The sequence below is a fragment of the Okeania sp. SIO3B5 genome, assembly GCF_010692555.1.
Lineage (GTDB): Bacteria > Cyanobacteriota > Cyanobacteriia > Cyanobacteriales > Microcoleaceae > Okeania.
Window position 1 is genome coordinate 11,528 of the sequence record NZ_JAAHHG010000114.1, and the last position, 13,683, is coordinate 25,210.

The 13,683-nt window shown below is 35.3% G+C and carries 12 protein-coding genes; 8 read left to right on the top strand and 4 right to left on the bottom strand.

The window, feature by feature from the left end:
• The coding region (locus F6K54_RS17030) for a GUN4 domain-containing protein (protein ID WP_293079506.1) at positions 1–1,350 on the top strand (1,350 nt) is incomplete at its 5' end.
• 331 nt (positions 1,351–1,681) lie between these two features.
• Here F6K54_RS17030 and F6K54_RS17035 read toward each other — a convergent pair.
• Positions 1,682–1,831, bottom strand: a complete 150-nt coding sequence (locus tag F6K54_RS17035; protein WP_293079508.1) for a hypothetical protein — start codon at positions 1,829–1,831, stop codon at positions 1,682–1,684.
• A gap of 1 nt (position 1,832) precedes the next feature.
• On the opposite strand from F6K54_RS17035, the gene F6K54_RS17040 reads away from it, so the two are divergent.
• The 5 genes from F6K54_RS17040 to F6K54_RS17060 all read left to right on the top strand — a co-directional run bounded on the left by F6K54_RS17040 (position 1,833) and on the right by F6K54_RS17060 (position 6,858).
• Positions 1,833–2,018: a hypothetical protein gene (locus F6K54_RS17040; RefSeq protein WP_293079510.1), complete on the top strand. Its 186-nt coding sequence runs from the start codon at positions 1,833–1,835 to the stop codon at positions 2,016–2,018.
• A gap of 3 nt (positions 2,019–2,021) precedes the next feature.
• Entirely contained in the window at positions 2,022–3,530 is a 1,509-nt protein-coding gene (locus F6K54_RS17045; protein WP_293079512.1) for a GUN4 domain-containing protein, read from the top strand.
• 1,176 nt (positions 3,531–4,706) lie between these two features.
• Positions 4,707–4,856, top strand: coding sequence for a type II toxin-antitoxin system prevent-host-death family antitoxin (locus F6K54_RS17050; RefSeq protein ID WP_293079514.1), 150 nt, complete (start codon positions 4,707–4,709; stop codon positions 4,854–4,856).
• A gap of 295 nt (positions 4,857–5,151) precedes the next feature.
• On the top strand, positions 5,152–5,853 hold the full coding sequence (locus tag F6K54_RS17055; protein WP_293079516.1) for a Uma2 family endonuclease: 702 nt from the start codon (positions 5,152–5,154) through the stop codon (positions 5,851–5,853).
• 300 nt (positions 5,854–6,153) lie between these two features.
• Positions 6,154–6,858 (top strand): Uma2 family endonuclease, encoded by a 705-nt coding sequence (locus F6K54_RS17060; RefSeq protein WP_293079518.1) that lies wholly within the window; start codon positions 6,154–6,156, stop codon positions 6,856–6,858.
• Between the two features lie 218 nt (positions 6,859–7,076).
• Here the strand turns inward: F6K54_RS17060 and F6K54_RS17065 are convergent, their stop codons facing one another.
• The 3 genes from F6K54_RS17065 to F6K54_RS17075 all read right to left on the bottom strand — a co-directional run bounded on the left by F6K54_RS17065 (position 7,077) and on the right by F6K54_RS17075 (position 10,444).
• Positions 7,077–7,691, bottom strand: coding sequence for a CP12 domain-containing protein (locus F6K54_RS17065; RefSeq protein WP_293079520.1), 615 nt, complete (start codon positions 7,689–7,691; stop codon positions 7,077–7,079).
• A 347-nt stretch (positions 7,692–8,038) separates the two neighbouring features.
• Positions 8,039–8,950 (bottom strand): ribonuclease D, encoded by a 912-nt coding sequence (locus F6K54_RS17070; RefSeq protein ID WP_293079522.1) that lies wholly within the window; start codon positions 8,948–8,950, stop codon positions 8,039–8,041.
• A 654-nt stretch (positions 8,951–9,604) separates the two neighbouring features.
• Positions 9,605–10,444 carry a pentapeptide repeat-containing protein gene (locus tag F6K54_RS17075; RefSeq protein WP_293079524.1) on the bottom strand — a complete coding sequence of 280 codons (840 nt, stop codon included), beginning with the start codon at positions 10,442–10,444 and terminating at the stop codon, positions 9,605–9,607.
• A gap of 921 nt (positions 10,445–11,365) precedes the next feature.
• Here F6K54_RS17075 and ilvD point away from each other — a divergent pair.
• Both ilvD and F6K54_RS17085 read left to right on the top strand, forming a co-directional pair.
• Positions 11,366–13,051: a dihydroxy-acid dehydratase gene (gene ilvD / locus F6K54_RS17080; RefSeq protein ID WP_293079526.1), complete on the top strand. Its 1,686-nt coding sequence runs from the start codon at positions 11,366–11,368 to the stop codon at positions 13,049–13,051.
• A gap of 432 nt (positions 13,052–13,483) precedes the next feature.
• The coding region (locus F6K54_RS17085) for an RRXRR domain-containing protein (protein ID WP_293079528.1) at positions 13,484–13,683 on the top strand (200 nt) is incomplete at its 3' end.

Genomic DNA, 13,683 nt, shown 5'->3' on the forward strand with positions numbered 1-13,683 from the left:
GGTCATGGAATACGTTTTAATGACCGAGATTATTTAATGCCTGCTGATGCTGATCCTCATCCAGATGGAGTAGAAGATACTGCTATTCCTCTTTATTTGGTGACAGAAAGATTAAGGCGATGTGGAGCAGGTAATGTGATTTTATTTTTGGATGCTTGTCGTAGTCAGGAAAGTTCAAAAGGTAAAGGTATAGGTGAAGAAAAACAGAAAGGAGTAATTACAATTTTTTCTTGTAGTCCTAATGAAAGGTCTTATGAAATTGAGAATGAAAGGATACAACAAGGTTCTTTTACTTATGCTTTATTAGAATCTTTAAAAATTCAAGGTGAAGGTAATTGTGCCACTGTTGAAAGATTATATAATCGTTTACGTCATCAAGTTCCTGATATTAATCGTCAGTTTATAAAGCCTCGGCAAACTCCTTATGCTATTGTTGAACCTGCTACTAAATATCATTTAATTTTGTTGGAAAAAAATGCAAATTTGAGTGATATTGTTACACTTAAAAATGATGCTTATCGAGCTGAGGTAGAGAAAAATATTGAATTAGCTAGACAATTATGGATTCGAGTTAATATCGCTGCTTCCGGTTCAGATATGGAAGCAGTTGATGCAATTAGCAGATTGAGTAATGCGACAAATTATTCAAAATCGGGTGATGAGCAAACATTGAATTTTCAAGGGAAAAAATCACCATCCCCAAAGTTACCTAAACTTCCTACTTCTCAGGATTTTGTAAAAAGTTTATCATTTATTATTCCAGTAATATTGGCGATATTAACTTTGTTATCGTCAGGTGAATTATCTATTTTAGAAAACAAAGAAAACACAAAAAGTACAAAAATAAAACAACAAGAAACAAACAATAATATAACAACACAAGAAGACAAAAATGTAGACTATTTAACTCTAGAATATCTACTAAAACAAGAACAATGGAAAGAAGCCGATGAGGAAACTTTAAGTACTATGGTAAAAGTTAGTAACCAAGAAAAAGGAGTTTTGCTAGATGTAGAATCAATTAAAAATTTTCCATGTTCAGAACTCAGAGAAATAAACGAACTTTGGGTAAAATATAGTAATGGTAAATTTGGCTTTTCTGTGCAGAAGGAAATTTATGAGAGTGTAGGTGGAACAAAAGAATATAAGGATAAGGTATGGATAGAATTTGGAGACAAAGTAGGATGGAGACAATTAGGAACTTGGTTGAAGTACAATGAATTAACATTCAACATCAATACACCTTATAGGGGACATCTCCCCGCCTTTGGTCATAAGTCATCCTGGGATAAGGTGGTATGTGAATTTTGTGTCAATCTTTTCTCTCGCACAAAGAATTGTAAACTTTAAAGATATAAGCGTTTCAGCTATCAACAGAAAAAAGTGTTAAGAACTAATTTCAGTTATTAGTAAATAGCACAGTAAAAGTATTCTTTGTTTAAGTTATACCAATTCTCAAAAACTTTGCTATACTTGGATTTTCTATTTCTAAATACTATCTATTGACGTAACTTTATTGTTAATTAATCTCTGTGATTTTTCCAGTTATTTTTATCACCTTCCAAGCGTAGCATTACTTTTGACAAATGGTATTTTTAGTAAAAAATTGAAAGTTTATTTATATGAAAAAAACAACAAAATAACTATAGCATTCATCTCAAAAATTTATTATTTCCGCTCCTCAAATAATAAAATTACCCGAACCTGTAATTATTCCTGATGAAAAACTGACTAAATATTTATTAGTATATCGAGAACAAGATGACAAATCAAAATTTCTTTGACAAGCTGGTTTTACTCCAGAAAATTCCCAACAACTAAAAAATAGCATTTTGCAATTAGTTTTTACCACAGAAGCAATAATAGATAGAACCAATGAATACGGTAAATTTTACAGAGTTGAAGGTGAAATAACTGGAATTAATAATAAAAATCTAGCAGTTATTACCATCTGGTTACAACGAAAAGCAGGAAGTAAGGGTGCAATTAAACTAAAATTAGAACGTAAGGAGTCTTAAAGTATGGCAAAAAATTGGGCTATCTGTGTTGGAATTAATCATTACGATAATATGCCAACCCTTCAATATGCTCAAAGAGATGCTGAATTAATGCGGGATTATTTTCTCAATGAGGCAGGTTTTGAGAAAGTTTATTTATTTACAGATAATTCTCCTGAAATTAATGATGCAGGTAAACCTTTTAATTCTCAACCAACTTATGGCACGCTCAAAAGATTTTTGCGAGTAAGATTTAACAACAAATTTTTATCCGCAGGTGATAACTTTTGGTTTTTTTATAGCGGTCATGGAATACGTTTTAATGACCGAGATTATTTAATGCCTGCTGATGCTGATCCTCATCCAGATGGAGTAGAAGATACTGCTATTCCTCTTTATTTGGTGACAGAAAGATTAAGGCGATGTGGAGCAGGTAATGTGATTTTATTTTTGGATGCTTGTCGTAGTCAGGAAAGTTCAAAAGGTAAAGGTATAGGTGAAGAAAAACAGAAAGGAGTAATTACAATTTTTTCTTGTAGTCCTAATGAAAGGTCTTATGAAATTGAGGATGAAAGGATAAAACAGGGTGCTTTTACTTATGCTTTGTTAGAAGCTTTAAGAATTCAAGGTGAAGGTAATTGTGCCACTGTTGAAAGATTATATAATCGTTTACGTTATCAAATTCCTGATATTAATCGTCAGTTTGAAAAGCCTCGACAAACTCCCTATGCTATTGTTGAACCTGCTACTAAATATCATTTAATTTTGTTGGAAAAGCAGGCAACTGAACGAGATATTGCTACTCTCAGAGAAGAGGCATTAGAAGCAGAAAATGAGGATAATCTAGAATTAGCAGAACAATTATGGACTCGCGTTTTAGCAGTTTCTCCTGCTAATGGAAAAGCTTTAAAAGCTCTGAGAAGAATTTGGCAGAAGCAGGACAATATAAAATTAGGTAGAACATCTGAAAATTCTAGTAAACAAGAAACAAAATCTACAGGAGATAAAGCTGCTAATTTGAGTTCAAAAGAGACAGATGAAAATTCAAAAAATGATCAAATAGAATTACTTTCTGATAAAAATGTAGACTATACAAAACTCCGTGACTTTCTAGCAAATGGGGAGTGGAAAGGGGCAGATATGGAAACTGCTCGTTGTATGTTGAAAGTTGCGGGGCGAGAAGAGCAAGGATATCTAGAGATAAAAGATATAGAAAATTTTCCTTGTACAGACCTGCGCACAATTGACCAGCTTTGGGTAAAATATAGTGATGGTAAATTTGGTTTTTCTGTGCAGAAGAAAATTTATCAGAGTTTGGGTGGAAAAAGAGAGTATAATCGAGAGGTATGGGAAAAGTTTGGAGAGCAAGTAGGATGGAGAAAAGGAGACAAATGGTTGGACTACAATGAGCTAAATTGGACACGAGAGACATCATCGCATCACATGGGGCACATCCCTGTTCACATGTGTGTGGGGCGTTCGTGGAGCTGTGGTGGGTATGTCTTCTCTCTTCTCTCGCGCAGAGACTTGTAGACTGTAACATATAAGCGTTTCAGCTGCCTCATTCAGTTATCAGTTATCAGTTATCAGCAAGAGATTTAAAGTTTATTGTTATGAATCAAGTTAACAAAACAACCCCAGTAGTCATATCAAAAATTTATTGCTTCTACTCCTCAAATAATGAAACTACCCGAACCTGTCATTTCAGTTATCAGTTATCAGTTATCAGTTATCAGCACAAGATTTAAAGTTTATTGTTATCAACAAAATTAACAAAATGTAGCTACCGCACTTGCTGTGCGATCGCTATTATTCATAACCAAAGAAAAATCATCATCCTGTGAAGCTCCAAAAAAACGGCAAGGTATTAGCCGTTGCATCCTCAAAAAAATTATGATAGTATATAATTATTGGGAGTCACTCGCCCCTACGCATGACTTTTTATTCAACGCCAAAACAGCATTTCGTTACTGAATACATATAGAAAAGATACTCAGACACCAAAGCACCAGAAAGTTATCATCCTGTAAAGCACTTAAATAAAGAAGTGGCAACACCGAAAAATTTTCACCCCATCAACACATCCATATATTTACTCATGCAGAATTCGTGATGTAGCTACCGCACTTGCTGTGCAGAAAAATCATCATCCTATGAAGCTCCAAAAAAACGGCAAGGTATTTCCCCTGGCAATAAATAAAAAAATTATGATAGTATGTAATCATTGTGCTTCACTTGCCCCTACGCATGACTTTTTATTCAACATCAAAACAGCATTTCGTTACTGAATACTTATGGAAGGGATACTGACACAACCAAAGCACCAGAAAGTTATCATCCTGTGAAGCACTTGAATAAAGAAGTGGCAACACCGAAAAATTTTCACCCCATCAACACATCCATATATTTACTCATGCAGAATTCGTGATGTAGCTACCGCAGAGCAAGTGTGATCGCTATGATTCATCACCAAAGAAAAATTGTCATCCTATGAAGCTCCAAAAAAAACGGCAAGGTATTAGCCCTTGCATCCCCAAAAAAATTATGATAGTATGTAATTATTGGGTGCTGCTCGCCCCTACACATGACTTTTTATTCAACCAAGGAAAAACTTATATTTTGGGTTGATACTTAATCTAAAAATCATTACCACTCAGCAACGCCTAAAAAAATGCCAATATGATGCTAAAAAACTATCCAAGTAACAAAATGCTAGACATAACCAAAGACATTGACTCCCTCACTAACTTCAAACGTAATACTAATCAATACTTGCAGCGAATTAAGAAAAGCGGAAACCCACTCATCCTCACAGTTAATGGTAAAGCTGAAGTAGTAGTTCAGGATGCCGAGTCATAGCAAAAATTACTAGAATTAGTAAACCGCATACAAGCAATAGAAGGTATTCAGGCAGGTTTAAATTCAGTGCAAGAGGGACGCACTTTTCCAGCCAAACAAGCATTAACCAAGCTCAAACAGAAGCATGATTAAAATTAGCGATCGCTTCTAATTTAGATAGTCAAATTACACCAAATTTAACAATAGTATTAATAACTCAAATTTGTCTATTATTGACAATTCAACACACCTCAAAAATTAATATTTTCTATTATATATGTACGAACAAAATCTAACATATTGAGGCCAAATAGTTATGACAAGTGGATTAAAAAACACAGTATTAAAACCAACAATTCCTACCCTAGAAAATGGCGATCGCTTAACTCGAATTGAATTTGAAAATCGTTACACTAAGTCAAATATTAAAAAAGCAGAATTAATTGACGGAATAGTTTATATGGCATCTCCTTTACGAATTACAAAACATGGTAATCCTCATGCAAGAATTATGACTTGGTTAGGTATTTATTGGTCAGAAACTCCAGGTATAGAACTTGGTGATAATTCTACTGTTCGTTTAGATGGAGATAATGAACCTCAACCCAATGCTTTACTGCGAATTGAAAATGGTGGAAAGTCAATTATTAGTGAAGATGGTTATGTGGAAGGAGCGCCAGAATTAATAGTAGAAATTGCTGCTAGTACTGTTTCTATTGATGTGCATGAAAAAAAGAAAATCTATCGTCGTAATCAAGTTCAAGAATATTTGGTTTGGCGCGTTGAAGATGGAGAAATTGATTGGTATAGCTTACAAAAAGGGGAATATGTTCAGCTTCAACCTAATTCCGAGGGCATAATTTGTAGTGAAGTTTTTCCTGGTTTATGGTTAGATAAAACAGCTTTATTAACAGGAAATTTAATCAAAGTAATTGAAGTTGTACAACTGGGGTTAGCAACAGCAGAACATCAAAATTTTGTGGAGAAATTATCAAAAGAGGGAGTAGGGAGTAGGTAGGGACGTTGCATGCAACGTCCGTACAGAGTAGGGGGAAATAATTGATAATTTATGTGCGATAATTGATTTTATTTTTTATAATTAGAGATGTCTATTTTAGATTATATATGTACGAACAAAATCTCAGACAACCTCTGAGAAGTCTAATTTGCTAAATCACTCGCCCCCTAAATCCCCCAAAATTGGGGGAATTTTACCAGCTAATGGATTCTTGTTCCCCCCAGAATTGGCAGTAGGGGGGCAAAATTCAGTATTAAACAACTTTTAAAACATCCTCTAACATATTGAGGCTAAATAATTATGACAAGTGGATTAGAAAATAAAGTATTAACATCAAAAATTCCTACTCTAGAAAATGGCGATCGCTTAACTCGAATTGAGTTTGAAAACCGTTACACTAAGTCAAATGTTAAAAAAGCAGAATTAATTGACGGAATAGTTTATATGGCATCTCCTTTACGAATTACCCAACATGGTGAACCCCATGCTTCAATTATGGGATGGCTATTACTCTATCGTGCTTCAACACCAGGAGTACAACTTGGAGATAATTCTACTGTTCGTTTAGATGGAGATAACGAACCTCAACCGGATGCTTTACTACGAATTGAAAATGGTGGGCAGTCAATTATTAGTGAAGATGGTTATGTGGAAGGAGCGCCGGAATTAATAGTAGAAATTGCTGCTAGTACTGTTTCTATTGATGTACATGAAAAAAAGAAAATCTATCGTCGTAATCAAGTTCAAGAATATTTGGTTTGGCGCGTTGAAGATGGAGAAATTGATTGGTATAGCTTACAAAAAGGGGAATATGTTCAGCTTCAACCTAATTCCGAGGGCATAATTTGTAGTGAAATTTTTCCTGGTTTATGGTTAGATAAAGCAGCTTTATTAACAGGAAAATTAATCAAAGTAATTGAAGTTGTACAACTGGGGTTAGCTACAGCAGAACATCAAAATTTTGTGGAGAAATTATCAAAAGAGGGAGTAGGGAGTAGGGAGTAGGGAGTAGGGAGTAGGGAGTAGAGCAGAAATAATTTATAATTTATGTGCGATAGGGGAGAAGGTTTTTTTATCGCTGATTATCCGGACATGACATAACTGATAACTGAAATGACGATCGATCTTAGACAGGGAAATGTTTTTCCCCACTTTTGCCTGTTGCCTATTCCCTATTCCCTATTCCCTATTCCCTATTCCCTATTCCCTATTCCCTATTCCCACTAAATATCGTAACTTCGTGCTTCAGCAGCTTCTGGATTATCGTCGCAATAGATATCGAAAGCAGTTTTTTCCAGTCTTTCTGCCTTTTGATGAGCAGCTTCAGCTTGTAACTCTTCTACAATATCCCAAGCTGCTGCACATTCTTTAGAAGTAACACCTTTTTGCGCACAAATACTCCTTGCTTCTTCAATAGCTGCCTCTATTCTCCTTTCAAGCAATACAGATTTTGGTTTCTCCACAAAATCACTCTTGCTTAAAATATCTGTAATTGAAATAATACCAAGTAACGTATCCTTAATTACAGGTGCTCGATGTATACCTGTATTAGCAAATAATCTCGCTACATATTCTACACCTAAATCAGGGTTAATAACAATGCAAGGCTTAGTCATAACTTCATAAACTCGCACTTGTTTAGGATCTTTGCCATAAGCAGCAACCTTATAAACAATATCTGTCTCTGTGATAATACCATAAGCATCTTGCTCGTGACGGCGTTCTACAATTAGAGCGCGCAGACAGAGATCGTTCATTTTCTTCACAGCATCAGCTACTGTTGCCGAACCACGAATTTTTTCAACCTCTGTTGTCATAATATCTTTAGCTTTCATCATCTTGACTTTTCCTCAATAATATGTATTTAGTTATTGATATTTAAGCTACTAATATTTAGAAGCTTTGCTATCAATTTAAGAGTAGGATAAAAGAGTTATTTAGTCTACAAATTTATCAAATCAAATTATTTTTAATTATTTTAATTTTTCTGACTAATATGGCTCATTAAAAAGCAATCAGCAGTCAGCAGTCAGCTTAGGTTTATAGGGAACAGGGAACAGGGAACAGGGAACAGTTAATATTAGCAAGTAGTTCAAACCATCCCAAATACAAAATTATCAAATCATACCCAGAATCAGCAATGCCGAAATGCAATTCAAAGGTGTATTTTAACTCAAGCTGACAACTATTTAATATCAGACAAATCTTTAACAGTCAATTTCCAGCTAGAACTTTTCTCTTTATTTACCGAAATTTTATTCATAATAGCTCCAAAATCTTTTTGTAGTTTTTGAGTGACAGTAATCGGAAAATCTAAATCTATTTCCTGATTTTGTACGATCGCTGCCAACTCAGCAAAATTAACTTTTTGAGTAACTCGTTCTGTAGGTGATAATTTAAAAGCTAAAGTTTCAGAAATATTTTGTGCCTGCATAGCTAATTTTATCCGCTCAAGTATATGAGCAATTTCTGAATCTAACAATTTCCATTCATGCAAAATATCTTGATATCTTTGACTTAGTTCCTCTAAATTCTCAGTAGTAGGTTCAGAATTATTTTGCTTAATTAACTTTAACAAAGCTAAATGTACTTGAGCTAAATAAACACAGTCCATTTTCGCATATTCTAACTGTTTTTCTGTCAGTGGGCGTTGTCCCCAATCACTACCTTGTATTTCTTTATCTATATTTTTAAAATCAGTTAAATTTTCAACTAACGTCTTCAGTTTTAAATTAGGAAGAGGCAAAATATAATAAGGTAATTTTTTAGCTATTTCCCAGGTACAAGTAATATTTTTAGCTTGACTTTTACCCAAAAATTTAATATCAAACCTAGCATTATGAAATACCTTCTCAATGTTAGGTTCGACCATAATTTTATCGATAAAAAAGTTAGTTAAATCAAGATTATCTAAAACATCCAAAATATAAACGCGATCGCCAATCAAATCTTGAGGTTCAGCCAATACTTGAATCAAAGACAATCTAGGTTTACGAGTCTTATAATCAGCAACTTCTGTATCAATCCAAAGAATATTAGCAGTAGCTAATTGTTCAATACATTTTGTAATATCATTATTATCTGTCAAATAAAACATATAATTTAATAAAAAAATCTTAAAATTATAGTATTAATACCAATTAACTTTAGGTATATCACAAATAGTTTAGCACCTTTAAAGTAAGCATTTCCTAGGTCATGCTGCGCAAACAGCTATTATACCAAGCGTGAAAAAAGAATGTTACGAATAGTAAGAGCGATAAAAATACTTTACAGGAGCTGTTCCTTTGACAAAAAAAGATAATTTACACCCTAAAATATGGTATGGAGGCCATTCCTTCTGACTCCTGACTCCTGACTCCTGACTTCTAAGAAATAGCCTAACTATTTGTAGCAAACATTTATCAATTTGATATTAGCTGTCAGCTATCAGCTCTGATAAGGAAGTTTAAATGAATATAGACTTTATAGACTTTATAGACTTTATAGCTGACTTTGGTAATTAAGTATAAATTCTACTGAGTCAATCCTCTTCTTGAAAAGAAGAGGTAATTGTTAATTATTAATTATTAATTATTAATTGTTGATGTAGCATCAAAGTGTTGCAGCTCTATAAAATCTTACTTTTGAATGCATGACTTTTGACTTTTAAATTATTAATTATTGATGTAGCATCAAAGTGTTGCAGCTCTATAAAATCTTACTTTTGAATGCATGACTTTTGAATGCATGACTTTTGAATGCATGACTTTTAAGGACAAGTTGTACCATCAGGCATAATTGCTCCCCTCATATCTGCATCTCGTAGATTAGTTTTATTGAGCTTCGCATCAATCAACACAGCCTTAATTAATATTGCCCCTGTCAGATTTGACCAACTTAAATTAGCCCGAAATAAATTAGCCCCACTCATATTAGCTCCTCGAAAAGTAGTCCAACTAACATTAGCAGTTCGTAGTTTCGCTCCACTCAAGTTAGCTTCACTCAAAGTAGCTCCAATAGTAGTAGATTTGCTCAATTCAGCTTCACTCAGATTAGCCCCACTTAACATTGCCCCACTCAAAATGCCATTAGTTAGATTGGCCTCTTCTAGACTCGACTCATTCATCAAAGCATTTGTTAAATTCACAGACTCTAAATTTGAGCCATTTAAAATAGCCCTGATCAAATTAACACGAATCATTGTAGCTATCGTTAAATTAGCTGCCGTAAAATTAGCCTGACTGAAATTAGCTTCCGTCAGGTTAGCACCTCTTAAATCCCCTTGACTTAAATTAGCTTCCCTAGAATTAGAACCCCGTAAATTAGCCTCACTCAAATCAGCATTAGTTAAATCAGTTTTCACCAGACTCGCTCCAATCAAATTAGCTTCACTCAAATTAGTCCCATTGAGACAAGCATTCTCTAAATCCACTTCTCTGAGATTAACTCCACATAAGTTAGCATCGATAAGTTTTATATTACGGAAGTTTGCCCTAGTAAAGTTAGCATTACTTAAATCAGCTCCTCTTAAATCTACTCCTACCAGGGTAATACCTTTAAAATTTCTTTCCCCTGCTGCATACTGTTTTAGAAGTTCTTCCGCCTCCATTTGCACCGCCTCAAACTATTTTCTATTTTATATTTTATATTTAAACTAGTGTCGCTACGCGGAAGTCAAAAGTTAAAAGTCAAAAGTTAAAAGTATTGATTTGTAATTGTTTTAGGATTTTGTAACTGGTCCGCTATTTCCACCATCCTGCACTAGGACATTACTAATTTACATAAAGTAAACAGAACCCCTACATATACCTAATTAACTTATTAACTGGCTTTTTCCGTGAAACTTTTTGCTTTCCTTATATATTTCCTTGAAAAAGTAGTCAGGAGTCAGAAGAATGTGGTCAATGGGGATTTGTCCTCCACCAATCGCATTTGCACCGTGTAAACGGTTGGGTATTAAACCCATAAGGGTTAACGAAGTCAGAAGTCAGAAGTCAGAAATTATTTTTGTAACTAGGACATATCAAAAGCTTAAAACTCAGACAACGCCAGATTTTTCCTTCTTCCTTCTTCCATACACCAAATTAAGGGCCTAAGTTTATTCATTAATTGATAATGGATAATTGATAATTACCTCTGGTTAAAACTGCTACGGAATTGAATATAAGGAAATATTATTTCTTCTCTTGGTTGATTGGATATGGCGAGGTTCCCTCGCCATCCCTCAACCGCTTTTTTCCCCTTAGAGCTGATTTATAAAGTAAATATTAATGAAGATAAATACCTTACAATGTAAGGGTTTGAGTCTATCTAAACCCCAGGGCATAATTTTCGGCAAACCCCTGTTAGAAAAGGGTTTCAGCTCAGTTTACAAATCAGCTCTTAAAAGGGGAGGCTTTAAACCAGAATTATTTAATTATTAATTATTAATTATTAATTATTAATTATTCGGTAACTTTATCGTAAATATCTTAAAAACCACGCTTATCTTCTGAGAAAATCAAGAATATAACTACAACAAAAAAATACTATGCCAGAGAATGTAAGAAGCCAATTAATAACAAAAGGAGTACAACGTGCTCCTAACCGAGCTATGCTCAGAGCTGTAGGTTTTGAAGATTCAGACTTTACTAAACCAATTATCGGAGTTGCCAACGCTTACAGCACTATTACCCCCTGTAATATGGGCATCAACGATTTGGCCATGCGGGCCATGGCAGGAGCCAAACAAGCAGGGGCAATGCCACAAATATTTGGCACAATTACCATTAGCGATGGTATTTCTATGGGAACTGAGGGAATGAAATATTCTCTCGTTTCTAGGGATGTTATTGCCGACTCCATCGAAACAGTTTGTAATGGCCAGGCCATGGACGGAGTTTTAGCTATTGGCGGGTGTGATAAAAATATGCCTGGAGCAATGATAGCGATCGCTCGAATGAATATTCCTGCAATATTTGTCTATGGTGGTACCATCAAACCAGGTCACTATAATGGCGAAGACTTAACCGTAGTTAGTGCTTTTGAAGCAGTAGGAAAATACAGTGCTGGAAAAATTGATGAAACAGAGCTGAAAGAAATTGAACGTAGAGCTTGTCCTGGTGCTGGATCTTGTGGAGGAATGTTCACCGCAAATACTATGTCTTCAGCTTTTGAAGCAATGGGTATGAGTCTGATGTATTCATCAACAATGGCTGCCGAAGATGCAGAAAAAGCTGATAGTACCGAGGAGTCTGCCAAAATTCTAGTAGAGGCTATCCGCAACCAAATTCTACCTCGTCAAATCATTACCCGCAAGGCTATAGAAAACGCAATTTCGGTAATTACTGCAGTTGGGGGTTCCACTAATGCAGTTCTACATTTATTAGCCATTGCTCATGCTGCTAATGTAGAATTATCCATTGATGATTTTGAAACTATTCGAGCAAGAGTGCCTGTATTGTGCGACCTCAAACCAAGTGGTAGATACGTTGCAACAAATTTACATCAAGCGGGTGGTATTCCTTTAGTAATGAAAATGCTCCTCGAACATGACCTACTCCACCCAGATGCTCTAACTATTACAGGTAAGACTATTGGAGAACAGTTAGCAGACGTACCTTCGGAACCATCCTCCAATCAAGATGTAATTCGCCCTTGGGATAATCCAATGTATGCTCAAGGACACTTAGCTATTTTAAAAGGAAATCTGGCAACTGAGGGAGCTGTTGCTAAAATTACCGGAGTCAAGAACCCAGAAATAACAGGTCCGGCAAAAGTATTTGAGTCAGAAGAAGCTTGCTTAGAAGCAATATTAGCAGGCAAAATTCAAGCAGGAGATATTATTGTTGTCCGTTACGAAGGACCAAAAGGCGGGCCAGGAATGCGAGAAATGTTGGCACCAACTTCGGCTATTATCGGTGCTGGTTTAGGAGATAAAGTAGGGTTGATTACTGATGGTAGGTTCTCTGGTGGTACTTACGGTATGGTAGTTGGTCATGTAGCTCCAGAAGCAGCAGTAGGTGGCGCGATCGCTCTGATCAAGGAAGGAGATATGATTACTATTGATGCTCACAAGCGTTTGCTTCAGTTAAATATTTCTGATGAGGAGCTACAACAACGTCGTCAAGCATGGCAACCTCCAGCACCCCGGTATACCAGAGGTGTATTAGCAAAATATGCGAAGTTAGTATCTTCTAGTAGTTTTGGCGCAGTAACTGATGCTGGATTAGATTAGAAGTGTGGTATAATTGACATCAATTTGTGAGATTTGCCAGTAAAATTAAATAAGCATATTGTAGACATCCTTAAGTTACAGTTTCTTTTATTTTGTAGCTTAGGATGTCAATTAATTCTCAAGCAAATTACTGAAAAATTGGGTTAACTGGCTATCAGTTATTAACTGTCAGCTATCAGCCTAAAAAGGTAGTGCATAGACTAACCACAAATCTAATCAAAGCGCTCAAATCGCTTAAATGGTTAGTCCAGCCTACTTAGGAATAAGTAAACGTTATTTTGGTCACAATACGTCGGGATGCGCGGCCAGTTCCGACCTCTATTGTTTGATATTAAACAGGTAAAGAGATTTGAAAAACCAGTGTGTCAAACCTAACAAGCCAAAATAACCAGGCGAGGCCAACTTTACACTTTTTGTAGGAGGGACGCAAAAATGTCCAACTCAACTAATTATGTATTTGTGCTTGACGCGAGTAAAAAACCATTATTGCCTTGCAAACCTGGCATGGCCAGGTCATTGTTAAAAGCAGGTAAAGCCAAGGTTTTTAGACGCTATCCATTCACGATAATTCTCAATAAATTGGTAGCAGAAAAACATCAGGGTTTACTCCTTAAAATTGACCCTGGTTCTAA

Coding starts and splice junctions, on each gene's coding strand:
- F6K54_RS17035 (WP_293079508.1), bottom strand. CDS start 1,831: ATGCTATTTTTTAGTTGTTGGGAATTTTCTGGAGTAAAACCAGCTTGT.
- F6K54_RS17045 (WP_293079512.1), top strand. CDS start 2,022: ATGGCAAAAAATTGGGCTATCTGTGTTGGAATTAATCATTACGATAAT.
- F6K54_RS17050 (WP_293079514.1), top strand. CDS start 4,707: ATGCTAGACATAACCAAAGACATTGACTCCCTCACTAACTTCAAACGT.
- F6K54_RS17055 (WP_293079516.1), top strand. CDS start 5,152: ATGACAAGTGGATTAAAAAACACAGTATTAAAACCAACAATTCCTACC.
- F6K54_RS17060 (WP_293079518.1), top strand. CDS start 6,154: ATGACAAGTGGATTAGAAAATAAAGTATTAACATCAAAAATTCCTACT.
- F6K54_RS17065 (WP_293079520.1), bottom strand. CDS start 7,691: ATGATGAAAGCTAAAGATATTATGACAACAGAGGTTGAAAAAATTCGT.
- F6K54_RS17070 (WP_293079522.1), bottom strand. CDS start 8,950: ATGTTTTATTTGACAGATAATAATGATATTACAAAATGTATTGAACAA.
- F6K54_RS17075 (WP_293079524.1), bottom strand. CDS start 10,444: ATGGAGGCGGAAGAACTTCTAAAACAGTATGCAGCAGGGGAAAGAAAT.
- ilvD (WP_293079526.1), top strand. CDS start 11,366: ATGCCAGAGAATGTAAGAAGCCAATTAATAACAAAAGGAGTACAACGT.